The sequence below is a fragment of the uncultured Sphingopyxis sp. genome, assembly GCF_900078365.1.
GTDB lineage: Bacteria > Pseudomonadota > Alphaproteobacteria > Sphingomonadales > Sphingomonadaceae > Sphingopyxis.
In genome coordinates this window covers 2546579-2570224 of the sequence record NZ_LT598653.1, presented here as the reverse complement: position 1 = coordinate 2570224, position 23646 = coordinate 2546579, and the positions used below count along the sequence as shown (strand labels likewise).

General features: G+C 65.9%; 24 protein-coding genes. 10 read left to right on the top strand and 14 right to left on the bottom strand.

The window, feature by feature from the left end; translation table 11 throughout:
• The first annotated feature begins 42 nt into the window (after nucleotides 1-42).
• From QZL87_RS11880 to QZL87_RS11860, 5 genes are read left to right on the top strand one after another with little or no spacing between them, the layout of a single operon-like run.
• Nucleotides 43-1170 (top strand): alpha/beta hydrolase, encoded by a 1128-nt coding sequence (locus QZL87_RS11880; protein ID WP_295319608.1) that lies wholly within the window; start codon nucleotides 43-45, stop codon nucleotides 1168-1170.
• A 1-nt stretch (nucleotide 1171) separates the two neighbouring features.
• Nucleotides 1172-2149, top strand: coding sequence for an aminoglycoside phosphotransferase family protein (locus QZL87_RS11875; RefSeq protein WP_295319606.1), 978 nt, complete (start codon nucleotides 1172-1174; stop codon nucleotides 2147-2149).
• Nucleotides 2146-3444: a phosphopyruvate hydratase gene (eno, locus tag QZL87_RS11870; RefSeq protein ID WP_295319603.1), complete on the top strand. Its 1299-nt coding sequence runs from the start codon at nucleotides 2146-2148 to the stop codon at nucleotides 3442-3444. Before QZL87_RS11875 ends, eno begins: the two co-directional genes overlap by 4 nt.
• The gene (locus QZL87_RS11865) at nucleotides 3441-4361 is read left to right on the top strand and encodes an NAD(P)-dependent oxidoreductase (protein ID WP_295319602.1); all 921 of its coding nucleotides are present in this window, start codon (nucleotides 3441-3443) and stop codon (nucleotides 4359-4361) included. The genes eno and QZL87_RS11865 overlap by 4 nt, the downstream gene beginning before the upstream one ends.
• Nucleotides 4361-5053 carry an alpha/beta fold hydrolase gene (locus QZL87_RS11860; protein ID WP_295319600.1) on the top strand — a complete coding sequence of 231 codons (693 nt, stop codon included), beginning with the start codon at nucleotides 4361-4363 and terminating at the stop codon, nucleotides 5051-5053. The genes QZL87_RS11865 and QZL87_RS11860 overlap by 1 nt, the downstream gene beginning before the upstream one ends.
• A 125-nt stretch (nucleotides 5054-5178) precedes the next feature.
• On the opposite strand, the gene QZL87_RS11855 is transcribed toward QZL87_RS11860, so the two are convergent.
• Nucleotides 5179-6231 carry a 5-methyltetrahydropteroyltriglutamate--homocysteine methyltransferase gene (locus QZL87_RS11855; RefSeq protein ID WP_295319598.1) on the bottom strand — a complete coding sequence of 351 codons (1053 nt, stop codon included), beginning with the start codon at nucleotides 6229-6231 and terminating at the stop codon, nucleotides 5179-5181.
• An 85-nt stretch (nucleotides 6232-6316) separates the two neighbouring features.
• Here QZL87_RS11855 and QZL87_RS11850 point away from each other — a divergent pair, with 85 nt between their 5' ends.
• On the top strand, nucleotides 6317-7882 hold the full coding sequence (locus QZL87_RS11850) for a long-chain-fatty-acid--CoA ligase (RefSeq protein WP_295319596.1): 1566 nt from the start codon (nucleotides 6317-6319) through the stop codon (nucleotides 7880-7882).
• Nucleotides 7883-8249: 367 nt separating this feature from the next.
• On the opposite strand, the gene QZL87_RS11845 is transcribed toward QZL87_RS11850, so the two are convergent.
• From QZL87_RS11845 to QZL87_RS11815, 7 genes are read right to left on the bottom strand one after another with little or no spacing between them, the layout of a single operon-like run.
• A complete protein-coding gene (locus QZL87_RS11845; protein WP_295319594.1) occupies nucleotides 8250-8843 on the bottom strand; it encodes a VOC family protein in 594 nt (197 codons plus the stop codon).
• An 11-nt stretch (nucleotides 8844-8854) separates the two neighbouring features.
• On the bottom strand, nucleotides 8855-9475 hold the full coding sequence (locus QZL87_RS11840) for a glutathione S-transferase (RefSeq protein WP_295319592.1): 621 nt from the start codon (nucleotides 9473-9475) through the stop codon (nucleotides 8855-8857).
• 46 nt (nucleotides 9476-9521) lie between these two features.
• Nucleotides 9522-10448, bottom strand: coding sequence for an SMP-30/gluconolactonase/LRE family protein (locus QZL87_RS11835; RefSeq protein ID WP_295319590.1), 927 nt, complete (start codon nucleotides 10446-10448; stop codon nucleotides 9522-9524).
• Entirely contained in the window at nucleotides 10445-11092 is a 648-nt protein-coding gene (locus QZL87_RS11830) for a carboxymuconolactone decarboxylase family protein (protein ID WP_295319588.1), read from the bottom strand. Before QZL87_RS11830 ends, QZL87_RS11835 begins: the two co-directional genes overlap by 4 nt.
• 10 nt (nucleotides 11093-11102) lie before the next feature.
• Nucleotides 11103-11498, bottom strand: coding sequence for a nuclear transport factor 2 family protein (locus QZL87_RS11825; RefSeq protein WP_295319586.1), 396 nt, complete (start codon nucleotides 11496-11498; stop codon nucleotides 11103-11105).
• Between the two features lie 10 nt (nucleotides 11499-11508).
• On the bottom strand, nucleotides 11509-12396 hold the full coding sequence (locus QZL87_RS11820; protein ID WP_295319584.1) for an SDR family NAD(P)-dependent oxidoreductase: 888 nt from the start codon (nucleotides 12394-12396) through the stop codon (nucleotides 11509-11511).
• Nucleotides 12393-13688, bottom strand: coding sequence for an MFS transporter (locus QZL87_RS11815; protein WP_295319582.1), 1296 nt, complete (start codon nucleotides 13686-13688; stop codon nucleotides 12393-12395). The genes QZL87_RS11820 and QZL87_RS11815 overlap by 4 nt, the downstream gene beginning before the upstream one ends.
• A gap of 107 nt (nucleotides 13689-13795) precedes the next feature.
• Between QZL87_RS11815 and QZL87_RS11810 the strand changes: the two genes are divergently transcribed.
• Nucleotides 13796-14563, top strand: a complete 768-nt coding sequence (locus tag QZL87_RS11810) for an SDR family oxidoreductase (RefSeq protein ID WP_295319580.1) — start codon at nucleotides 13796-13798, stop codon at nucleotides 14561-14563.
• A 93-nt stretch (nucleotides 14564-14656) separates the two neighbouring features.
• On the opposite strand, the gene QZL87_RS11805 is transcribed toward QZL87_RS11810, so the two are convergent.
• From QZL87_RS11805 to QZL87_RS11795, 3 genes are read right to left on the bottom strand one after another with little or no spacing between them, the layout of a single operon-like run.
• A complete protein-coding gene (locus tag QZL87_RS11805; protein ID WP_295319578.1) occupies nucleotides 14657-15367 on the bottom strand; it encodes a glutathione S-transferase N-terminal domain-containing protein in 711 nt (236 codons plus the stop codon).
• Nucleotides 15364-15861: a nuclear transport factor 2 family protein gene (locus tag QZL87_RS11800; RefSeq protein WP_295319576.1), complete on the bottom strand. Its 498-nt coding sequence runs from the start codon at nucleotides 15859-15861 to the stop codon at nucleotides 15364-15366. The genes QZL87_RS11805 and QZL87_RS11800 overlap by 4 nt, the downstream gene beginning before the upstream one ends.
• Nucleotides 15861-18113, bottom strand: coding sequence for a TonB-dependent receptor (locus tag QZL87_RS11795; protein ID WP_295319574.1), 2253 nt, complete (start codon nucleotides 18111-18113; stop codon nucleotides 15861-15863). The genes QZL87_RS11800 and QZL87_RS11795 overlap by 1 nt, the downstream gene beginning before the upstream one ends.
• 123 nt (nucleotides 18114-18236) lie before the next feature.
• Here QZL87_RS11795 and QZL87_RS11790 point away from each other — a divergent pair, with 123 nt between their 5' ends.
• Together QZL87_RS11790 and QZL87_RS11785 are read left to right on the top strand one after the other, a co-directional pair.
• On the top strand, nucleotides 18237-18743 hold the full coding sequence (locus tag QZL87_RS11790; RefSeq protein WP_295319571.1) for a DUF3237 domain-containing protein: 507 nt from the start codon (nucleotides 18237-18239) through the stop codon (nucleotides 18741-18743).
• 1 nt (nucleotide 18744) lies between these two features.
• Nucleotides 18745-19470 carry a glutathione binding-like protein gene (locus tag QZL87_RS11785; protein WP_295319569.1) on the top strand — a complete coding sequence of 242 codons (726 nt, stop codon included), beginning with the start codon at nucleotides 18745-18747 and terminating at the stop codon, nucleotides 19468-19470.
• Nucleotides 19471-19687: 217 nt separating this feature from the next.
• Here the strand turns inward: QZL87_RS11785 and QZL87_RS11780 are convergent, their stop codons facing one another.
• On the bottom strand, nucleotides 19688-20392 hold the full coding sequence (locus tag QZL87_RS11780; protein WP_295319566.1) for a glutathione S-transferase N-terminal domain-containing protein: 705 nt from the start codon (nucleotides 20390-20392) through the stop codon (nucleotides 19688-19690).
• A gap of 4 nt (nucleotides 20393-20396) precedes the next feature.
• Complete coding sequence (locus QZL87_RS11775) at nucleotides 20397-21560, bottom strand: CoA transferase (protein ID WP_295319564.1); 1164 nt, start codon at nucleotides 21558-21560, stop codon at nucleotides 20397-20399.
• 121 nt (nucleotides 21561-21681) lie between these two features.
• Between QZL87_RS11775 and QZL87_RS11770 the strand changes: the two genes are divergently transcribed.
• Nucleotides 21682-22581 (top strand): hydroxymethylglutaryl-CoA lyase, encoded by a 900-nt coding sequence (locus QZL87_RS11770; protein WP_295319561.1) that lies wholly within the window; start codon nucleotides 21682-21684, stop codon nucleotides 22579-22581.
• A 124-nt stretch (nucleotides 22582-22705) separates the two neighbouring features.
• On the opposite strand, the gene QZL87_RS11765 is transcribed toward QZL87_RS11770, so the two are convergent.
• On the bottom strand, nucleotides 22706-23617 hold the full coding sequence (locus QZL87_RS11765; RefSeq protein ID WP_295319558.1) for a DMT family transporter: 912 nt from the start codon (nucleotides 23615-23617) through the stop codon (nucleotides 22706-22708).
• Between the last annotated feature and the right edge of the window lie 29 nt (nucleotides 23618-23646).

Below are 23646 nucleotides of genomic sequence, written 5' to 3'. Positions count from 1 at the left end.
GGGGATGACGATGGTGAGATATAACCAGCAGGAGAGAGATTAATGGACCCGAACGGGATCGAAGGATTGGACGCGCAATTTATCGGGCGTGTGTCGCCGACCGCGCCGCGCATTCAGGCGGGCGGGCATCCGTGCCAGGGCATATACTGGACCGAGGCGGGCAAGCGGCCGAAGGTCGCGATCATCGCGACGCATTACAACGTCGATTTCTCCGAACATTATATCGCGCCCTATTTCGCGCGGCAGGGTTTCGGCTTCCTCGGCTGGAACACGCGTTATCGCGGCTTCGAGGATCAGTTCCTGCTCGAACATGCGGTGCTGGACATCGGCGTTGGCATGAAGTGGCTGAAAGAGGAAGCCGGCGTCGAGCAGATCGTGATCCTCGGCAATTCGGGCGGCGGCTCCTTGATGGGCGCCTATCAGGCCGAGGCGATTGCGCCAACGCTGACCGACCGGCTGCCTTCGGCGGGGCAGGATGCGCTCGCGCAGCTCGTCAAGGGCGACCTCTATATCAGCTTCAACGCGCATCAGGGGCGTCCCGAGGTGCTGACCGACTGGATGGACGCATCGGTGATCGACGAGAATGATCCCGTGGCGACCGACCCCGAACTCGACCCGTTCAACCCCGACAACGGCCCGCCCTATTCGGACGCGTTCATCGCGAAATATCGCGCCGCGCAGCGCGCGCGCAATCAGCGGATCACCGACTGGGCGAAGGCCGAGCTCGCGCGGCTCAACGCGGCAGGCATTCCCGACCGCATCTTCCCGATGTTCCGCTGCTGGGGCGATATCCGCTGCGTCGATCCGGCGATCGACCCGTCGGACCGCAAGCCCAACTGGTGCTATCGCGGCGACCCGGCGATCGCCAACCGCACGCCGAGCATCGGGCGCGCCAACACGATCAAGACCTGGCTCAATATGTGGAGCCTCGAGACCTCGCCGTGCCAGGGCCAACCGCACCTCGCCAAGCATGACACGCCCGCGCTCGTCGTGCAGGGAACGGCCGACACCGGCGTTTTTCCGAGCGACGCGCGCAAGATCTTCGATTTCCTCGGGAGCAGCGACAAGAAGCTCGAATTGATCCCCGGGGCGCATTATTTCGAAGACTCGATCGAGGAGCGCCAGAATGCCGCCGACCTCGTCGGTGCATGGATCCGGGAGAAGCTGTAACGTGACGGCCGACGCCGACATTGCCGAGGGGTTGCGCGGCGCCGGATTGGTGGGCGAGAGCGATGTCGTCCTCGAACCGCTGACCGGCGGCGTGTCGTGCGACGTGTGGAAGGTCGAGACCCCGTCGGGCCCGATCGTCGTCAAGCGCCCGCTGCCGCAGCTTCGCGTCGCCGCCGAATGGCACGCGCCGGTCGAGCGCGGAACGAGCGAGGTACGCTGGCTGCGGCGCGCGCGAGGCGTTGATCCGCGCATCGCGCCCGAGGTGCTCGTCGAACTGTCCGGTCATGCCTTTGCGATGCGCTTCCTCCCCGGCTGTCCGGTTTGGAAGGATGAGTTGATGGCGGGCCGCGTCGACCCGGCCTTCGCCGCGCAGGTCGGAACCGGCATCGCCGCGGTCCACGCTGCGACCGCCTATAACGACGCCGACCGCGCCGCCTTTCCCAACGACGAGATGTTCCGCGCGCTGCGCGTCGATCCTTTCCTGCTCCATGTCGCACGGCAGGATAGCGAGTTGGCGCCCGCGCTGACTGCGCTGGCCGACGATCTGTCGTCGCGCAAGATTGCGCTCGTCCACGGGGACGTCAGCCCCAAGAATATCCTCGTCAGCGCCGATGGTCCGGTGTTCCTCGACGCCGAATGCGCCGTCTATGGCGACCCCGCCTTCGACCTCGCCTTTTGCACGACGCATCTGCTGCTGAAGGCCGTGTGGTCGGGCGATGCGCGGCTGAGCGGGGCCGCGACCGCACTTGTCGCGGCCTATCGTGGCGGCATCGACTGGGAGGATGCCGACGGCCTGCTACTCCGCGCCGGCAAGCTCACCGCCGCGCTGCTCCTCGCGCGCGTCGAGGGCAAGTCGCCCGCACCCTATCTCACCGACCCCGAACACAAGCGCATCGTGCGCGATCAGGCGCGCGCGCTGATCCCCGCGCCGCAACCGATCGACGCGCTCGTAGCCAATTGGAAAAGGAAGTTTGCATGACCTCGCGTATTGCCTCCGTCACCGGCCGCCAGCTTTGGGATTCGCGCGGCCGGCCTACCGTCGAGGCCGAGGTCATGCTCGAATCGGGCGCGGTCGGGCGGGCGATCGCGCCTGCGGGGGCCTCGCGCGGCGCGCATGAAGCCATCGACCTGCGCGACGGCGGCACCGCGTTCGGCGGCTTTGGCGTCAATCGCGCGGTCGCGGGGATCGGTTCGGACATCGCGGATGCGATCGGGGGCATGGATGCGCGCGAGCAGGCTGCCGTCGACGCGGCGCTTTGCGACCTCGACGGCACACCGAACAAGGCGCGGCTCGGCGCGAATGCGGTCGTTGCGGTATCGATGGCGGTGCTCCACGCCGCCGCGGCGGACGCGCGCGAACCGCTCTGGCGCTATCTGGCGGGCGACCGCAAGGTGCGCGTTCCGCTACCCGAGATCCAGATTTTCGGCGGCGGGGCGCACGCGGGGCGGCGCACCGATGTGCAGGATTTCATGGTGATGTGCCCGAAGGCGGGCAGCTTCCGCCGCGCGCTCGAGATCACCGATGACGTCTATCGCGCCGCCGGCAAGCTGATGGAAGCGAAAGGGCCGCTGTCGGGTGTCGCCGACGAAGGCGGCTGGTGGCCCAATTTCGCGTCGAACGAGGATGCGCTCGATACGCTGACTAGGGCAATCGAGGCGAGCGGGCACCGCGCGGGCGAGGATGTCTTCATCTCGCTCGACATCGCGGCGAACGAGCTTGGCGACGCATCAGGCTACAGCCTCGCGCTCGATGACGGACGTCTATCGGGCGAGGAGATGGCGGCGCGCATCGTCGAATGGGCGGGACGCTATCCGATCCTGTCGATCGAGGATCCGGCGGGGCAGGACGACTGGACGACGATGGCGGCGGTCACCGCGGCGCTCGGCGAGCGCGTCCAGATCATCGGCGACGATGTGCTCGTCACCAGCGCCGAACGCGTCGCACGCGCGGGTGAGGCGGCGGTGTGCAACGCGGCGCTGATCAAGGTCAATCAGGTCGGAACCGTCACCGAGGCGAAAGCCGCGCTCGACGCGGCGGTTGCGCGCGGCTGGGGCGCGATCGTCTCGGCGCGCTCGGGCGAAAGCGAGGATGTCACCATCGCCCACCTCGCGACGGGCTGGGACGCGGGGCAGTTGAAGGTCGGCAGCTTCACGCGTTCCGAACGCATGGCGAAGTGGAACGAAATGCTGCGGATCGAGGAGGCGATGGGCGCCGATGCCGAATTTGCGGGCTTCTCGGCCTTCGCCGGGTCGATCGGCCGGGTCGCGGCATGATCGTCCTCCACGCCCGCCCCAGCCCGGGTTTCCGCGAAGCCGTCGATGCGATCCTCGGCCCCGGGGTCGTCGTGCATGTCGATGAGGCCGCGCCGCTCGACGCGGTGGCGGGCGAAATCACCGCGCTGCTCCACGTCCTCACTCCCGTCACCCCGGATTTCATCGCTTCGGCGCCGAAGCTCAAACTGATCCAGAAGCTGGGCGTCGGCGTGAACACGATCGCGCTCGATGCGGCCCGCGAGCATGGCGTCGCGGTGTGCAACATGCCCGGCACCAACAGCCGGGCGGTCGCCGAAATGGCGCTGTCGCTGATGATGGCGGTGCTGCGCCGGACCAGCTTCTTCGACGCGCGGACGCGGGCGGGGGAAGGGTGGACCGCCGATCCGTCGGAGCTTGACAGTGTGGGCGAAATCGGCGGGCGCACCGTCGGCCTCGTGGGTTTCGGCAATTCCGCGCAGTTGCTCGCTCCGGTACTCGCGGCACTGGGGGCGAAGGTTGCCTATACCGCGCGCAGTCCGCGCGACGTGCCCTATGAATTCTGGCCGCTCGACCGGCTGCTCGCGGAATGCGACATCGTTTCGCTGCACATCCCGCTCACCGAAGAGACGCGTGCATCGATCGATCCCTTCGCGATGAAGAAGGGTGCGGTGCTGGTGAACACCGCGCGCGGCGAATTGGTCGACGAAACAAAATTGGTTGAGGCGCTGGCCTCCGGCCATCTGCGCGGCGCCGGCCTCGACGTCTTTGCCGAGGAGCCGCTGCCGCACGGCAACCCGCTGCTCGGCCTGCCCAATACGGTGCTCGCCCCGCATATCGCGTGGCTCACCCCCGAAACGCTCGTGCGCAGCCTGACGGTGGCGCACGAGAATTGCCGCCGGCTCGTCGCGGGCGATCAACTTCTTCATCAGGTGGTCTAATGTCGCTCCCTATTGTCCTGATAACCGGCCAGCTTTTGACCGATGCCGTCTGGCAGCCCTTGCTCGATGCGTGGCCCGACCGCGAAGTCATCGTCGCCGATAATCGCAGCGACGACAGGATCGAGGGTTTTGCGCAGCGCCTGCTCGACAAGGCGCCACCGAAATTCGTGCTGATCGGTCATGCGATGGGCGGCTTCGTCGCCTTTGAGGTCATGCGTCGCGCCCCCGAACGTGTCGCCAAGCTCGCGCTCATCTCGACGCTCGCTTCGGCCGACGGCCCGGCGCAGACCGCCCGGCGGCAGGGCTATATCGACCTCGTCGAAAGCGGCAATTTCGATCAGGTGGTCGAGGAGCGTATCCCGATCCTGTTTCCCGAAGAAAAGCGCGGCGATGCGCGGTTGCTCAGTATCGCGCGGCAGATGGCCGCCGATACCGGCGCCGAGACCTTTCTCGCGCAGCAGCGCGCGATCATGGCGCGCATCGACAGCCGCCCGCGGCTCGGCGAGATCGCAGTGCCGGTGCTGCTGATCTGGGGCGAGAAGGACGGCATCACCAGCCGCGCGCATCATGACGAGATGGCGGAGGCGATCCCGGGGGCGCGGCTCGAGGTCGTGCCGGGGACGGGACATTTGCCGATGGTCGAGGCGCCCGAGACGGTGGTGCCGTTGTTGGCGGATTTTATGGACGCCTGACCTCCCCTCCCGCAAGCGGGAGGGGCAGCGAGACTTACGAGCTTGCTCGTTAGTCGCAGCGGGGTGGGCTGAACGCAGCGTCGCTGCCCACCCCCAACCCCTCCGCCTGCGGGAGGGGAGAAGAGCTATTTGAGCTCCGCCCGCACCATCGCCGCGCCATCGACCATCGCCTTCAGCTTCGCTTGGCTATGTTCGCGGCTGTGATATTTCATCCCGCAGTCGGGCGCGACCCACAGCCGTTCGGCGTCGACGTAACGTAGCGCCTCGCGGATGCGCCCCGCGACGACCTCGGGCGTTTCGACCTCGGGGATCGACAGGTCGAGCACGCCGTACATGATCGTCTTGGTCGGCAGCTCGGCGAGGATCGCGGGGTCGAGCCCCGGCTGCGCGGCCTCGATCGAAATCACGTCGATCGCCGAGGCTTCGAGCTCGGCAAGGAAGTCATAAGCCTTCGGTTTCGGCCCCGTCGCGCCCGCGCCATGATGGACCATCGCATAGCCGAAGCAGATGTGCAGCGCGGTCGTGCCGCCGACGCCGTCGAGTGCGCGGTTGATCGCCTCGATCGCATAGCTGTTCGCCTCGGCGGCGCGCGCCTGCAGATAGGGTTCGTCGAGCTGGACGACGTCGACTCCCGCCGCGAACAGGTCCTTCACCTCGGCATTGACCGCGTCGGCATAATCCATCGCGAGCGCGCGCGCGTCGGGATAATAGCCATTCTCCGCCTGCTGCGTCATCGTGAAGGGGCCGGGCAGGGTGAGCTTCACCGGTTTCGTCGAATGACGGCGCAGGAAAGCGGCATCCTGCGCCTCGATCGGCGCGACGCGGCGGATCGGGCCCGAGACGAGCGGCACCGGATTCGCGTTGCCGGTGCGGTCGATCGCGGTGCCGTGCTTCTCGCGGTCGATTCCCGACAATGCCGTCGCGAGCCGGTTCGAATAGCTTTCGCGGCGCATTTCGCCGTCGCCGACGATGTCGATGCCGAGTTCTTCCTGATCGCGGATCGCCATCAGCGTCGCGGCTTCCTGTGCATCCGCGAGCCAGGGTTCGGGGATGCGCCACAGCGTCTCGGCGCGGACGCGCGGTGGCAGGCCGGCCTTCAGCGCCAAGCGGTCGATCAGCCAGTCGGGCTGGGGGTAGCTTCCGACGATCGTCGTCGGCAATAAGGGGTGGTCGAACAAGGCCAATCCTCTCGATTTTTGGGCTGGTCAAACATTTGCTTAGTATTCTATCTAATTCAAGTCGAAACGAGCGTGGGAGAGCAAAATGATCGATCTGGAGGCCATCCGGACGCTGGCGGACATTCCGGCGGCGCAGGCGCGCATGCGGGGGCAGGCGACCGCGGTGAAATTCGGAGACCGCGAGACGAGTTTCGCCGAACTCGATGCGCGGTCGAACCGCGTCGCACATGCGCTGGTCGCGGCCGGGGTCGCAGCCGGCGACCGCATATCGGCGCTGACCAAGAACCACGACAGTTGGTATCCGCTCTTCTTCGGAACCGCGCGCGCCCGTGCCTGTTTCGCGCCGATCAACTGCCGCCTCGCGCCCGCCGAGATCGGCTTCATTCTGGGCGATGCCGGGCCGAAACTGCTGTTCGTCGGCGAAGATTTCTTCGACTGCGCGCTCGCCGCGGTGGCCGATCTCGCGGCACCGCCGCGGCTGATCGCCCTCTACGGCGAACACCCGGCGTTCGAGCCCTTCGATGCGTGGTTGGGCGCGGCGTCCGATGCGCCGCTCGCCGATGCGCCGCAACTCGCCGACGATGTGCTCCAGCTCTACACCAGCGGCACGACCGGGCGGCCCAAGGGCGTCGTGCTGACGAACGCCAATTACCGCACCTTCCTCGAGGCCGCGACCGAGGTCGACGGCTTCGCCTATGGCGAGGACGAGACGGTAATGATCGTCATGCCGCTGTTCCACGTCGCGGGCACCAACGTCAGCTTCTCGGGGCTCGCGCAAGGCGGCCGCCTCGTCCTCGTCAAGGATTTCGCGGCGTCCGATGCGGTGCGCATGCTGCGCGAGGAGGATGTCGCGCACGCCTTCCTCGCCCCCGCGATGATCCAGATGATGCTGCTCCAGCCCGATGCGGAGGGAGCGCCCTATCCGCAGCTCAAGTCGATCGCCTATGGAGCATCGCCGATCGCCGAGGATGTGCTGCGCCGCGCGCGCCGGGCCTTCGGCTGCGATTTCGTGCAATTCTATGGCATGACCGAATCCGCCGGCGGCGGCTCCTATCTCTCGCCCGCCGCGCACGATCTGCCGGGCAAGCTCACCTCGTGCGGCAAGCCCTGGCCCGGCGCCGCGATGGCGATCCTCGGCGGCGACGGGCGCGAACTCGGCGAAGGCGAGATCGGCGAGATCGCCATCCGCGGCGGCATCGTGATGAAAGGCTATTGGAACCGCGCCGCGGCGACCGAAGAGACGCTCGCGGGCGGCTGGCTCCACACCGGTGATGTCGGCTATCGCGACGCCGATGGCTTTTATTATGTCCACGACCGGATCAAGGACATGATCGTGTCGGGAGGCGAGAATGTCTATCCGGCCGAGGTCGAAAGCGCGATCATGGGCTGCCCCGGCGTCGCCGACGTCGCGGTGATCGGCGTTCCCGACGACAAATGGGGCGAGAGCGTCAAGGCGCTGATCGTTCCCGCCGCGGGCGCGGCGCTCGACCCGGCCGGGATTGTCGCCTGGGCGCGCGAGCGCATCGCGGCGTACAAGGTGCCGAAAAGCATTGAGTTTATCGACGCGCTGCCGCGCAACCCGTCGGGCAAGGTGCTGCGCCGCGAACTGCGCGCGCCCTATTGGGAAGGCCGCGACCGCGCGGTGGGGTAGAACCTCCGCCTTGCGGTGTGGAACTGCCGTTCCCAACATTCGTCATTCCCGCGAAAGCGGGAACCCAGTGTGGGGTCAGCCGACGCACGCGCTGGGTTCCCGCTTTCGCGGGAATGACGAAGTGTGAGAGCGGAGGCGCAGCAACCGGTCGAACGTAGCAAATTATAAGATTCGCGCAGAGGCGCAGAGAGCGCAAAGAGGGGGGGCATCTCTGCGATCTCTGCGCCTCTGCGCGAATCCTATTCAAAGCCGCCTACCCGGCCATAGCCGCTACCGGTCGAAACCCGCCATTCGCTGCCCCCCCAAAAAAAGAACCCGGCCAAAGGCCGGGTCCAGGAGGAGTTCCCAGTGGTGTCGTCGGGAATATCTATTCGGCGGGCACCGGCGTGCGGCCGACGATGAAGCCTTCGCGCTTCGTGCCGTCGGCCTGCACCGGATCGTGCGCGACGTCGCTTTCGTCGAAGGTCTTGGTCCACGCCGCAAATTCGAGGCAGACGCCGTCGGGGTCGAAGAAATAGACCGAGCGCACGAAGACGCCGGGGTGTAGTTCGGCCGACGATTGCGTCGGGCTGTCGTCGTGGTTCAGCACCGGCGTGACCTCGATGCCCTTCTCGATCAGCCGGTTGTAATATTCGTCGAACTTGTCGGCGCGGACGTTGATCGCGATATGGTTCATCGACCCGTGCGCCGACACGAAGCTGCCCCGCGTCGGCAGCGCGGCGGGCGCCGAAATGCCCGGAACCGCTTCGGGCGCATCAGGGAACCAGAAAAAGGCGAGGCTGTCGCCGTTGCCGATGTCGAAGAAGAAATGCTGGCCGCGCCCGCCGGGAAGGTCGATTGTCTTGGTGAGCGGCATGCCGAGCTTGTCGCGGTAGAATTCGACCGTTCGCGCCATATCCTTGCACACGAGCGCGAGGTGATTGACCCCGCAGAATTCGAACTCGCTATTCGTTGCAGCCATCATCCGTCTCCTTATGCGTTTGCGGTGACGCTGGGGCGGCTTTTCATCCGCTCGTACCAGCCGAGAATATTCGTGTTGGCGGGGGCGATCGGCTGGCCGACCGACGCGCCGAAATCGAGGAATGCGAACAGCATGATGTCGGCGAGGCCGAGGGCGTCGCCCGCGATATATTCGCGCCCGGCGATCTGCGCGTCGAGCCAGCTTATCCCATCCTGCGCGGTCGCTTTCAGCCCTTCGGCCGCTTCGGGCAGGCAGCGCAGCCGCGCTTCGAACAAGGGCAGCCCTTCGGCGAAGCGGAAGCCGTTGGTCAGCGGCTCGCAAATCTTGAGGTCGATGCGCCGCGTCCACATGCGCGTGTTGGCGCGTTCTTCGGCCGTCGAACCGATCAGCGTGGGCTCGGGGTATTTCTCGTCGAGATATTCGCAGATCGCGGTGATCTCGCAAAGGGTGCTGCCGTCGTCGAGTTCGAGCGCGGGCGTCTGTCCGGCCGGGTTCACATCGACATTATAGGGCGCACACCGGTTCTCGCCGCCGCGCAGGTCGACGGTGACCTCGGGGATCTCGATACCCTTTTCGGCCATGAACAGCTTCACGACGCGCGGGTTGGGGCCGACGCTATTATAGAATTTCATTCTGTCCTCTCACGCGAGTCTTATCATTTTTCGACATAATCGTCAATTAAGTTGACGATTGGCAAGGTGGCAACCCGGGGCGCGGCCAGCGGACGCGATAGAGCGTGCCGGTGGTCGACGCCGTGATCCAGGCGTCGCGGCGATCGGCGCCGCCGAAGGCGATATTGGTGATGCCGACGTCGGGGAGCGGGACGAACTCCGATCCGCCGCCATCGGGGTCGAATATCGTGACCCCGCCCTCGACCATCGTCCCGACGCAGATGCGTCCGCTTTCCTCGATCGCGAGGCTGTCGAGCAGGCGAAAGGCGGGCGGCGTGCCGACGAAGCGGCCCGGCGCCCACGGCGGCGGCGGCGCAAGTTCGCCGGGTGCGACGATGTCCATCGCCCAGACACGCGCGGTCATCGTCTCGCTGACATGGAGCGTCCGGCCGTCGGGCGACAGGCCGATACCGTTCGGGCCCATCATGTCGGCGCGCTGGCGGCTGATCCGCGATCCGTCGGCGGCGGCATAATAGATGGCGCCATGGTCGCGGCCGCTGGCGCGAACCTGCCCGTGATCGGTGAACCAGAAACCGCCGCTTGCATCGAAGACGATGTCGTTGGGGCCTTTCAGCCGCTCGCCCTCGAAACTGTCGTAAAGCGTCGTCACCGCGCCGGTCGTCAGGTCGACGCGCTGGATCGACCCGCACGCGGCTTCGTTCGCCGCATGGCCGGGGAAGAGGAGGGGACCCGCCTCGATCCACTCGAATCCGCCATTGTTGCACACATAGGCGGCGCCATCTGGCCCGATCGCAAGCCCGTTCGGACCGCCGCCGAGTTCGGCGACGACTGAAAGCTCGCCATCGGGGGCGACGCGCGTCAGCGTCCCGCGCGCGATTTCGACGAGCAGCACCGAGCCATCGGGCATCGGCACCGGGCCTTCGGGGAAGCGAAGGCCTGTCGCGACGACCTCGGGCGGGCCGTAACCGCTCATCCGTTTGCCGGCCGCGGGGCGCTGAGGAAGTCGGCGGCGCTGAAGCCTTCGGGTGCCGCGATCTCGACGATCGGGTCTTCGCGCGCGTCATATTCCATGCGCAGCGCGCGCGTGATCACCGCGTGCATGTCATAGAGACAAGTGATGTAGGTGAATTCGAAAATCTGCTCGTCGTTCCAGAAGGTCTTGAGCTTGTCGAATATCTCGAGCGGAACGCGGCCCCCAGCCTGGCTCAGGCAGTCGGCATAGGCGAGCACCGCGCGCTCCTGCTCGTCATAGCAGTCGGCGACCTGCCAGTGCGCGATGGCGGCAATCTTCTCCTCGCTGACGCCGAGGCCGCGGAGCGACTTGCAGTGCTGCGAAAAGACGAACTGGCTGCCCTTGACCCAGCCCGCGCGGGTCTGACCGAGCTCGCGGAGCACCGGGTCGATCGTGCGCGCCGGGTTGCGGTAGACGGCGAAGCCCTTGACCGCATGCTCGAAAATATCGGGCGAGAGCGCGAACACCGTCCACCAGTCGCCGGGCGTGCCGGTCGCGGTGCCTGGCTCGGCGACGGGATCGCGGTCGCCGAACAGGCGGTTGTAATAGGCAAGGACGGTCTCGTCGGTGACTTCGGAGCGGGGGACCTGGCGCAGGACGGGCATCGGTGACTCCTCAGGTGTTCGCAAATTTGCGGAATTCGGCGACATGCGCGCTGTCGAAATATTCGTCGAGCCGCGTGATCTTGCCATCGACAACCTTGCACACGATCGCGCAGGGGAGGCGGACGGCGCCGTCATCGTGGACGCGCTTGCCCTTCAATACATGCTGCTGGACGAAGCCGCCGGGGAAGGTGGTGAGGCGGCGCTCGGCATATTCGCGGTCCTTGATCCGCGCGACCATGCCGGTCAGCGTCTGCGCGGTCTGCGCGGGGGTGACGATCAGTTCGTCGGTGTTGTGCCAGATCTCGGCATCGGGGGTGAAACTGTTCACCATCGTCTCGATGTCGCCCGCCTCGATCGCATCGAAGAAACGCTGCGCCATCGCGCGAATATCGTCCTGCTCCGCCATGTCTCTCTCCTTAAACCTTGGCGCCGAACATGCGGCCGCCGTTGGTCGCGATCAGCCCGTCGATGTCATCGCCCCTATAGGCGGGATCGGCCGAGGGGCCGAAGGACGACAGCATATCCTGCGTCACCAGTTCGGCCATCGCCTTCCACTCGGGATGGGTAAAAATCCAATATTCGCCGGCTTCGATCGCCTGCACCACGCGCGCGCCGATCCTGTCGGGCGACATGCCGCCCGCAAGCACGCCCTGCATCGCTTGGCTTGTCGCCGCGGCCTTGCCGACCTCGACCTCGACCGGGCGCAGTTCCCGCGTTGTCTCGACGATCCGCGTCGCCGACATGCCGGGCATCAGGACCGAAATATCGACGCAGGTCTCGGCGAGTTCGTTGCGCAACGCCATCGCGATGCCCAGCGTCGCATATTTGGAGCTGATATAGGCCACCGAAATCGGCGGCGGCACGATCGCGACCATCGATGAGGTGATGACGAGGTGGCTCGGCTCGCCCGAGGCCTTCATCTCGCCTAGGAAGGTGCGGCAGGCATAGAGATGCGCGTGCGCGTTGACGGCGTAGTTCCAGCGCCAGACGTCGGTGTCATATTGCTCGAACGGCCCCGATCCGCCGCCGACCCCGGCGTTGCTGAACAGGATGCGGACGGGGCCGAAGTCGCGCGCCTTCGCGCCCGCTTCGGCCCAGCTCTCTTCGCTGGTCACGTCGAGCTGGAAGCCCAGCGCTCTGCCGCCCGCACTACGCAGCGAGGCGGCGGCTGCTTCCGTCCCGGCGCCGTCGATGTCGGCGAGGATCACCGCGGCGCCTTTGGCGACGAGCGCCTTGGCGGTGGCGAGGCCGAGCCCACTCGCGCCGCCGGTGATGAAGGCGGTCTTGCCCGCGACGTCGGTCATTCGGCGAAATCCTTTTCGAGGTGGCGGGTCATGCGATACTGCGCGATGCCGGCCGCGGCGGCGAACGGCATCAGCGCCATCAGCGCCCAGCGCAGGCTGTCGACGCCGTGCGCGCCCTTGAGCGCATCGCTGACGATCCCGGCGAACAGCGGGCCGAGCCCGAGACCGACAATGTTGAACATCAGCATCAGTACGGCGGCGGCGGTCGCACGGCTGCGCGGCGGGGTCAGGTTCTGCACCAGCGCCAGCGCAGGGGCGACATAGGCGGTGCAGGCCGCCATCGGGATCAGCATAAGCGCGAGCGAGGCCTGCCAGCTATCGACCAGAAGGGCGGCGATGAAGGTCGGAATCAGCACGGCGGTCGCAAGTGCCGGGATCGAGCCATAGGCGCGTGCCGAACGTTTGGCGCGGTGACTGACGAGCCAGCCGCCGCCGAGAATGCCGATACCGAAGGTAATGCCCGCCGCCGGGCCGAACCAGGTCGCCATCGCGTCGAGCGGCATCTTCTGCGTCCGCATCAGAAAGGCGGGGATCCAGTTGAGCATGCCATAGCTCACGAAAGCGGCGAGCCCGCTGCCGATCATCACCATGCGCAGCGACGGACGGCGCCAGAATAGCGCGAGGCTCTGCGCAAGGGGCAGGGCTTCGTCGGCGGGCTTGTGCGTGTCCATCGCGCCGCGTGCGGGTTCGCGGACGAGCCAGATCAAAAGCGGCGCGACGAGGATGCCGACGATCCCGATGACGACGAAGGCGTTTCGCCAGCCGATATGCGCCGCCGCCCACGCGCCGAAGGTCGCGCCGACGAAGACGCCGAACGGGCCGTTGCAGGTGAAGAGGCCGATCGCGAAAGGCCGCTGCGCAGGCGGATAATAATCGGCGAGCACCGAAAGCGACGGCGCCGTCCCGCCCGCTTCGCCCGCACCGACGCCGAAGCGCATCAACGCGAGTTGCCAGAAGTTCGAGACCATCCCGCACGCCGCGGTGAAGCCGCTCCATGCGATGCAGGCGATGCCGATCAGCTTCACCCGGTTCCAGCGGTCGGCGATCATCGCCACCGGCACGCCGGCGGCGGCATAGAAGAGCGCGAAGGCGAAGCCGGTGAGCAGCCCGAACTGCGTGTCGCTGAAATCCATCTCGGCGCGGATTGGCTCGACGAGCACCGACAAGAGCTGGCGGTCGACGAAATTGATCGTGCCGACGACGAACAGCATCGCGAGCGCGACGTTGCGGCGCAGCGCAAGGCCGCTTTCGGGCGCTACGGCGCCTGCATTGAAGGCGGTGGCCTCGGTCATAACTCTCCCCAAAACGCACGAGTCTTCTCGGTCGAAAAATACTTAGGTATTTAAGTTTATCTGTCAACGTGCTTTACGGTATCGACAGGACGGCTGGGAGAGCAGAGATGGATATCAAGGGCAAGACCGCGATCGTCACGGGCTCGGCGGGCGGCATCGGCCGCGCGACCGCGGTAATGCTGGCGGCGCGCGGCGCGGCGGAAATCGCGCTCGTCGACGTGAAGGAAGAAGCACTGGCCGAAACGGCGCGGCTGGTCGAGGCGGAGGGCGCGAAGGCGGCAACGCACAGTCTCGACCTGTCGGACATTCCCACGGTCGAGGCGTGGTTCCGCGCGCACGGCGACGTCGACATATTGCACAACAATGCCGGCGTCGTGTCGGGCCTGCCGCAATTTCCCGACGTCGACGCGGCGCGCATCCGCTGGATCATCGACGTCAACATCACCTCGCTCGTCGCCGCGACGCAGATCGCGGTGCAGAAGATGAAGGCGCGCGGGGGCGGGGTGATTATCAACACCGTCTCGACCGTCGCGCTCGGTACCGGCTTCTACGATGCGATGTATGCGACGACCAAAGCGGCGGTGATGATGTTCACGCGCTGCTGCGCGCCGCTGAAAGAGGAATGCAACGTTCGCGTCGCAGGGATGCTGCCGGGGCTGGTCGACACGCCGATCCTCGACACGACCGGCGCGGGCGGCAAGTCCGACTGGATGAAGACCGTGCTGGCGAACAATGAGGCGTGCGTGCCGGAGGATATTGCCGGGGGTGTGGTTATGCTGATCGAGGACGACGGCTTGGCAGGCGGCGACTGGGTCGCGGTACGGCGGCTGAACGGCAAGGTCGAATATCAGTGGGGGCATGCCGACAGCATCTAGCCACCCTCGTCATTCCCGCGAAAGCGGGAACCCAGCGAGCCGACGTTGCAACTGGGTTCCCGCTTTCGCGGGAATGACGAAATTTGAGAGGAGCTAGCGCGTCGGCGCTTCCAGCATATTCCTGCCGAACAAATTCGACCATTGCTCCTCGGTCAGCACCGGGCGCGCCCTCGACAGGTTGGCGGCGTTCTTGACGTCGGTCCCCGCGACCACCGCGGGGCGCTCGCCGATGCGCGCGAACCAGTCGGCGACCGCGGGATAATCGTCGAGCGTCAGCCCGATCGCGCGGACCGCGCGCGTCCACGGCCAGCAGGCAATGTCGGCGATCGAATATTCCTCGGCCAGATATTCGGCTTCGGTCAGCCGCCCATTGAGCACGTGGAGCAGCCGCAGCGTCTCGTTGCGATAGCGTTCGACCGGATAGGTCTGCCCCTCGGGCGCATAGCGGATGAAATGATGCGCCTGCCCCTGCATCGGGCCGAAGCTCGCCATCTGCCACATCAGCCATTGCTGCGCCTGGCTGCGGCGGCGCGGGTTTTCTGGAAGCAGCTGCCCGCTCTTTTCGGCGAGATAGAGCAGGATCGCGCCGCTTTCAAACACTGGCAGCGGCGCGCCGCCGCCGATCGGATCATGGTCGACGATCGCGGGAAGGCGGCCGTTCGGATTGATCCGCCGATATTCGGGAGTCAGATGGTCGCCCTCGAGCATGTTCATCGCGATGAGCCGATGCGCCAGCCCCACCTCCTCGAGCATGATCGACACCTTGTGGCCGTTGGGCGTGGGCGTGAAATAAACGTCGATCATGCGGGATTTCCTTCGGCGAAAATGGCGCGCGCGGCGGCGAAAGCGGCTTCGAACGCCTCTTTTCCGGCGGGATAAGCGACGACGGTCAAGGTCACGCCTGCGATCTTCCAACCGTCCTGCCGCACCAGCCGGTGCGTGTAGCGGCCGATCAGGTCGCCGAGGAGCGCGCGGTTCTCGACACCGACGACATGGACGGCGTCGACGATGCTCGTCACGGTCGCGCGGTCGCCGTTGATCGTCGCGATGATATTGTGGAGCTGGTGTGCGGTCGCGTCGAAACCTTCGAGCGTCCGGCAGCGGTTCGTCCATTCGTCGGCGGATATGGTTGCGACGAGCGAGCCGATCGCGCCATAGTCGATCGCGATCTCGTCGGTGAAGAGCGCGCGATAGGCACGCCAGTCGCGCGCATCGAGCGCGGTCGCATAGCAGGTCACGACCGCGGCGGCGGCTTCCCTGTCGAGGAAAGCCTGCGCCGCGGCCGATCCCTGGGACATCAGAACTTGATCCCGGCCTCGATCGAAATATTGCGCGTGGGCTCGAGGTAGAGGATCGCGCGCGGAACCGGCGTGATCGGCGCGGGCAGGTTGAACGCGCTGCCGATCGTCTTCTGGTTGGTCAGATTCTTGCCGACCAGCGCGAGATGCCAGCTGTCGTCCTGATCGGCGAGCTGGACACGCAGGTCGAGCTTCACATAGCCGTTCTGGACGCCGAAGATCGGGCTCTGGTTGTCCGAGTTGAAATATTTCGACCGGCCGGCGGCGACGCCCGTGATGTCGAGCTTCATGTCGTCCGACATGTCGAAGCGCGCGTGCGCGGTGACGCTGCCCGTCCATTTCGACGAATAGGCGACCGGGAAACCGGCAAGATTGTTCGTCGCGGGGGTGCAAGTCGCCGGCTGGGACGCGAGGCACGCCGCGCCCGGATAATCGTCATATTTGATATCCGAATAGGCGGCCGACGCGCTGATGTCGAAATTGTCGATCGGGAAGAGGCTGAGCGATCCTTCGATGCCCTTCGACGTCGCCGCGGCGGCGTTGCCGGTCAGGTAACTCGAGGTCGCGGGCTGATAGACCGAAACCTGCAGGTCCTCGAACTTGGTGTGATAGGCCGAGACGTTCGCGATCACCTTGCCGTCGAAGAGGGTCGACTTGACGCCCGCCTCGAAATTCTCCGACCGTTCGGGTTCGAAGGTGAAGGTGCTGTCGACGGTGCCGAGCGTGTTCGAGACGAAACCGCCCGATTTCGACCCGCGACCCCAGGTTGCATAGAGCATGACGCGCGGCGCGACGTCATATTGCACCGTGACCGACGGATCGACATTGCCTTCGCTGATCGAGCCCTCGGCGCTTGAAATCGGGCGTATGGCGAAGGGGCCATAGACCAGTCGCGCCGCGAAATCGCCGTCCTTCTTCGTATGGCTGTAACGCAGGCTGCCGATCACACGCAGGGCATCGGTGGCATTGAACGTGCCCTGTCCGAACACCGACCAGCTTTCGGCATCCTGATTGAAGACGCTGTCGATGCGGCCGAAGTAAGGTCCAACGAACACGCCCGGAATATTGAGGTTCGGGATGTTGAAGCCCTGATATTGCTCCAGCCTGTAATTCGACTTGTCGTAATAGGCGCCCGCGATGAACTCGAAGGTGCGGCCTGTCGGCGACAGGATACGGATTTCCTGCGAAAATTGGTCGAAGCGTTCGGGGAAGGCGTTGTAGACCGAATTGGCCGTGAAGGCGCCGCCGCTGTTCGGGATCGTCTGGTCGAAACCGTTGACGATCTTCGATTTGAACCAGCTGTAGCCGGTGACCGAGGTCAGCGTGAAATCGCCGAGCGCGAGGTTGCCGACGCCCGAGATCATCACCGATTTATTGTCATTGCCCTCGTCGCCGAGCTCCGAGCGTTCGAGATAGCGGTTGGTCTGCGGATCCTGGTCGCTGGTCAGCGGGCTCGACACGGTGATGCCACCGATGACCTCGCGGTTCCCATATTCGACCTTGGCGGTGTAATCGAAATTGGCCGATGGTTCCCACTTCAGCGTCAGGCGCAGCAGTTGCGACTTGATCTCGGGGTCGTCGTGATCCTTCGCACGGTTATAGATATAGCCGTCCTGGTTGACGATCTTGTACGCGAAGCGCGCGCCGAGCGTGTCGGAAATCGGCCCGGACAGATAGCCCGAGAAGTCGGTGCCCTTGTGGTCGAAATTATAGAGGCCGGTGATCGCGCCCTCGAAATCTTTCGTCGGCCCCGCCGACACGACGCTGACCGCGCCCGCCGCGGTGTTCTTGCCGAACAGGGCGCCCTGCGGGCCGCGCAGCACCTCGACGCGTTCGAGGTCGAAGAAGGGAGCCTGCGCCTGGCGGTTGCGGCCGGCATAGACGCCGTCGACATAGAGCGAGACCGACTGGTCGAAGGCGAAGTTCGCCGGCGGCGAGCCGAAGCCGCGGATATAGATGACGTCGTTGCCCGCCGTCGACTGGACGAAGACGTTCGGGGTGTAGTTCATCACCGCCTTGATGTCGCTCGTATTGAATTCGGCGAGCTTGGCGCCGCTGACGACCTCCATCGAGATCGGCACGTCCTGCAGGCTCTGCTCGCGCTTCTGCGCGGTGACGATGATTTCGTTGGCGCTGCTGTCGTCGGCCTCCGCCGGGGCGGCGGGCGCCGTCTGCGCGAACGCCGGAGCGGCAACCGCGAGCATCGCGATTCCCGCGACGCCGGACAGCAGAAACTGGTTACGAGCCTTCATATTCACCCTCCCATTGAGTGTTACGCCGCCGGTCCCGGAAAGCGTTCCGATCCGTCAATCTGATTGACCCTTAGTATACTAATTGTTTTATGCTTGTCCATAGGCAGGAAGAGGATTCGCATCATGAACGCAGAAAATTCGCTTGGGGCCCCGGCCGCGCTGGCGACCCGTCATCTATGCACCGTCGAGTTCGAGGTGGGAGGTGGCATCATCGGAATCGGCGCCTCGCCCTTCGGCGACCAGCGGCTCGGCTATATCAGCGGCGGCCGGTTTTTCGGTCCCCGGATCAACGGGATAGTCTTACCCGGCGGCGGCAACTGGTCGCGGAGCGGGCGCCTCGGCGACGATGCGTCGGTTGGCACCTTCGATGCCCGCGCGGTGTGGCAAACCGACGACGGCGACCTCATCTATCTGAGCTACACCGGGCGCAATATCATTCCCGACGATGTGCGCGCGACCTTCGCCGACCCGGCGGTGCCCGACGCTGATCCGTCGCGCTATTATCTGCGAATCGCGCCGGTGTTCGAAACCGCGAGCGCGAAATATGGCTGGCTCAACGGCGTGCTCGCGGTGGGCGTGGGCGAACGCACCGATTTCGGCGTGCGGCATGTAATTCACGAGGTGCTTTGAGATGATCGACCTGCATTATTCGGCGACCCCCAACGGGCAGAAGATCGCGATCATGCTCGAAGAAATCGGCGAGCCCTACCGTGTCATCCCCTATGACATCTTCAATGGCGACCAGTTGACCGCCGAATTCGGGCGCATCAATCCGAATCACAAGCTTCCCGCCATCGTCGACCGGGATCCGGTGGAAGGCGGCGAGCCCGTGACCATGTTCGAATCGGGCGCGATTCTGCAATATCTTGCCGAGAAGAGCGGGCGCTTTCTGCCCGTATCGGGTGCGGCGCGCGCGGCGACGCTGTCATGGCTGACCTGGCAGGTCGCGGGGCTCGGGCCGATGGGCGGGCAGGCGAGCCATTTTCTGCGCTACGCCCCGGCCGGGCAGGATTATGCCACCCAGCGTTATACGAAAGAGCTGACGCGCCTGCTCACCGTGCTCGAAAGGCGGCTGGAGAAGAGCGCCTATGTCGCGGGTGACGAATATTCCATCGCCGACATGGCGATCTGGCCCGGCCGCGCATCGGCCTTCGTGATGGGCATGGGGCTCGATGAATGGCCGGCGATGCACGCGTGGTTCGAACGCATCCGCGAACGCCCCGCCGTCGCGCGCGCGATGACGCGCGAGGAGCTGAAGGCGCCGGCGAAATATATCGGGCGGCATCAAAAGCTCGATGACAAGGAATGGTCGAACATGTTCGGCGACGCGAACCATGCGGCGGTGAGGGGGGATTGAGGGGGCCGATTTCGGCCGGAAGCGGACATAGCTGAAAAGCAAGCCCCTCCCCTTCAGGGGAGGGGTTGGGGTGGGGGCCATCAGCCTTGCGCTAGGCCGATGGCCCCCACCCGCTGCGACTAAGCCAGCAAGCTGGCAAGTCTCGCTGCCCTCCCCTGAAGGGGAGGGCCTGATTTGGATCAACGCCCGCTCTCCACCCTAAAGCAGGCAATCCGCCTCACCGTTTCATATGCTGCCGGTCGCCCCACAGGATCGCGCGATGTTCGTCGGTGAAGCCCGTGAGGCCGCCCTCGATCGTCTCGGCGCGCGCGACGCCGGCCTTCATCCCCTCGGCGACCGCGGGGCGTGCGAGCATCGCGGCGCCCCAACGGTCGACGTTCGGAAAACGCCCCGCCTTTTCGATCAACTGACGGCGCAGATAGGGCAGGGTCGCCATGTCGGCGATCGTATAGTCATCGCCCGCGAGCCATTCGGCTTCGCCGAGCCGCTTGTCGAGCACCATCATCAGCCGGTCGACCTCGCGGCTGTAGCGCGCGATCGCATATTCGTGCCGATCCTTGGCATAATGGGTGAAATGCGCTTCCTGCCCGAACATCGGGCCGACGCCCGACACCTGGAACATCAGCCATTGCCAGCAGATCGCGCGCTTTACCGGATCGGCGGGCAGGAAACGCCCGGTCTTTTCGGCGAGATAGAGCAGGATCGCGCCGGTTTCCCACAGCACGAAGCGTTCGCCACCCGGCCCTTCGTCGTCGATGATCACCGGCGTCTTGTTGTTCGGATTGAGCGCGAGGAATTCGGGGGTGAGCTGATCGCCCGCGAGGATGTCGATATATTCGAGCCGCCAGTCGAGTCCCATTTCGAGGAGCGCGATCGCGATCTTGCGCGCATTGGGGGTCGGGCCGCCGTAAAGTGTGATCATCGCGTCAAACCTCCCGCCCGAGCCAGCGTTTGAGCACCTCGGCGCGATCCTGCCCAACCGCCAGCGGGGCGGGGCGGCGCACACTGCCGGGGGTCGCCGACAGCTTCGGGAACACGCCCTGCATCGTGACTTCGCCGAACTCCTCGTCGGCGACCGTCACCAGCGCCTCGCGCGCGGCGAAATGCGGATCGGCGAGCATGTCCTCGGCGTCATAAACGCGGCCCGCGGGCACGCCCGCCTCGACCATCTTGGCTTCGAGTTCGTCGATCGTCAGCGTCACGGTCCATTCGCCGATCAGCGCGTCGAGTTCCTCCTGCCGCGCGCCGCGCGCGCGGTGCGTCGCATAGCGGTCGTCGCTCGCCAGTTCGGGGCGCCCCATCGCGGCGGCGAGCCTTGCGAAGACGCCGTCCTGATTGGCGCCGATCAGATATTCGCCGTCCTTGCACGGATAGACGTTCGACGGAGCGATGCCGGGCAGCGTCGATCCGGTGCGGCGGCGCTTGGTGCCGCTCGCCGAATAGTCCGACACGGTCGATTCCATCACCTGCAGCACCGCCTCGTAGAGCGCCGAATCGACGATCTGCCCTTCGCCGGTCTTGCTGCGATGATGCAGAGCGGCGAGCGCGCCCATGCAGCCGTAAGTCGCGGCGAGCGTGTCGCCGATCGACACGCCCATGCGCGCGGGTGGAAGGTCGGGATAGCCGACGATCCCGCGCCAGCCGCCCATCGCCTCGCCGATCCCGCCGAAACCGGCGCGCGCCGAATAGGGTCCGGTCTGGCCGTAGCCCGAGACGCGCACGACGATCAGTCCCGGGTTCGTCTTGCACAGTTCGGCGGGGTCGAGGTTCCATTTCTCGAGCGTGCCGGGACGGAAATTCTCGATCAATATGTCGGCCTTGGCGATCAGCTCGTGTGCGAGCGCCTGCCCCTCTTCGGACCGCAGATCGACCGCGACCGAATATTTGTTGCGCGCGATGACGCGCCACCAGCTCGGCTTTTCGCCCTGGCCCCAGTTGCGCATCTGGTCGCCGGTCACCGGCGGTTCGAGCTTGACGATCTCGGCACCCATGTCGCCAAGGAGCTGCCCGCAGAAGGGACCGGCGATGAGCTGCCCCATCTCGACCACCCTGATGCCTTCCAGCGCGCCCCCGCTGCCCGTCTCGCTCATATCATTCCTTTCGCGGCCGACTCTGGTAAGATGGCCTCTTTCGCCCATGGCCTTTGTATACTTAGAATGCTATGTAATTTTCAACCTGCTAAATGACTCGGGGCAATCGGGGAGCAAGATGTTGAAAAATCATGCCGTCGAACTGGTCGAGGTCGGGCCGCGCGACGGGCTGCAGAATGAGGCGGCGATCGTCGCGACCGCCGACAAGTTCGCGCTGATCCGCCGCGCGATCGATTATGGCGTGCGCCGGATCGAGGTGACGAGCTTCGTCAATCCGAAGAAAGTGCCGCAACTCGCCGACGCCGAGGAACTCGTCGCGATGTTGCCCGAGCGCGACGATGTGACCTGGATCGGCCTCGTCCTCAACCGCCGCGGCGCCGAGCGCGCGCTCGCGACCGGGCGCATCGACGAACTCGGCGCGGTGTGCGTGACGAGCGACAGTTTCGGCATCCGCAATCAGGGGCAAAGCTCGGACGAATCGCTCGCCGCCGCGATGGAAATCGTTGCGCTGGCGAAGGAAGCGGGGCGCAGCGGCCAGATCACCATCGCGACCGCCTTCGGCTGTCCGTTCGAGGGCCGGGTAGCGACCGATCGCGTCGTCGAGATGGCGAAGCGTGCCGCCGACGCGCACCCGCGCGAAATCGCGCTCGCCGACACGATCGGCGTGGGTGTTCCAGCGCAGGTCTCCGAAATGGTCGGCCGCGTGCGCGAGGCGGTCGGCGGCCTGCCGGTGCGCGTCCATTTCCACAACACGCGCGGCACCGGCATTGCCAATGTCTGGGCCGCGGTGGAGGCGGGCGCGGCGACGGTCGATGCGTCGCTCGGCGGGCTCGGCGGCTGTCCCTTCGCGCCCGGCGCGGCGGGCAATGTCGCGACCGAGGATGTCGTCTATATGCTCGAGAAGAGCGGTGTTCGGACGGGTGTGGGGCTACCGCAGGTGGTTGAGGCGGCGGAATGGCTGATGGGCGTGATGGGCCGCCCCTTGCCGGCGATGGTCAGCCGGGCGCCGGCGTTTCTGTAGACGCTGATCGCCCTAGCGGAAATATTTGCATCCTTATCTCGTCATCCCGGCGAAGGCCGGGATCTCGCCCTCTCGGCCTGACGCACCGGCGAGATCCCGGCCTTTGCTAGGATGACGGTTCAGCCTAAAAAGTCGCGAGCAGCGCCATCACCACGCCGCCGACGACGAGCAGCAGTCCGACGATCTCGTGCCAGCGCACCGGCTCGCGCAGATAGAAATGCGCGAAGCCGAGGGTGAAGACGACCTCGACCTGGCCGACGATCCGCACCAGCGCTGCGGGCGCCGCGGCAAAACCGATATACCAGCAGGCCGAACCGAGCGCCGACAGCAGCCCGACCAGGCTGGAATTGCGCCATGTCCGGAACACCGCGCGCAGCGTGTCGCGGTCGCGCAGCGCGACCCACAGCAGGTGCAATCCGGTCTGGATCGCCATCACGACGACGAGCGTGACGAGCGCCGAGCCGATCAGGTCGACGCCATCGAGCTCGGCCGTCGCGAGCTTCACCGCGATCGCCGCGAGCGCGAACATCGACCCCGCGCCGAGCCCGCATAGCGCCGCGGGTTGGCCGAGCGCGCGCCAGATCTCGCGCGCCGAAACCCCGCGTCCGGCGAGCGCGAGCAGCAGCACCCCCGCAACCCCCGCGACGATCCCGATCCATGCAAGCAGCGGCAACCGCTCGCCGAGGAAGAGCGCGGTGACGAGTGCCGCCTGCACCGCTTCGGTCTTGGAAAAAGCCGTTCCGACGACGAAGCCGCGATGCCCGAACGCCATGATGAGCAGGATCGTGCCCGCCATTTGCGTGATCGCCCCGGTGAGGGCGAACCCGGCAAAGGCGGCGCCCAGCGCCGGAACCGCATCGCCGCGTATCGTGAGCCAGATCGCCGCGAAGCCGAGCGCGAAGGGCACGCCATAGAGATAGCGCACCAGCCCCGCGCCGCTGATACTGAGTTCGGCGCGCAGCCGTTGCTGCAGCGCGGTGCGCCACGCCTGAAACAAGCCGCCGAACAGCGACGCGGGAAGCCAGATGGGGTTCATGCGCGTGCTCCGCGCCGCGCCATATTCTC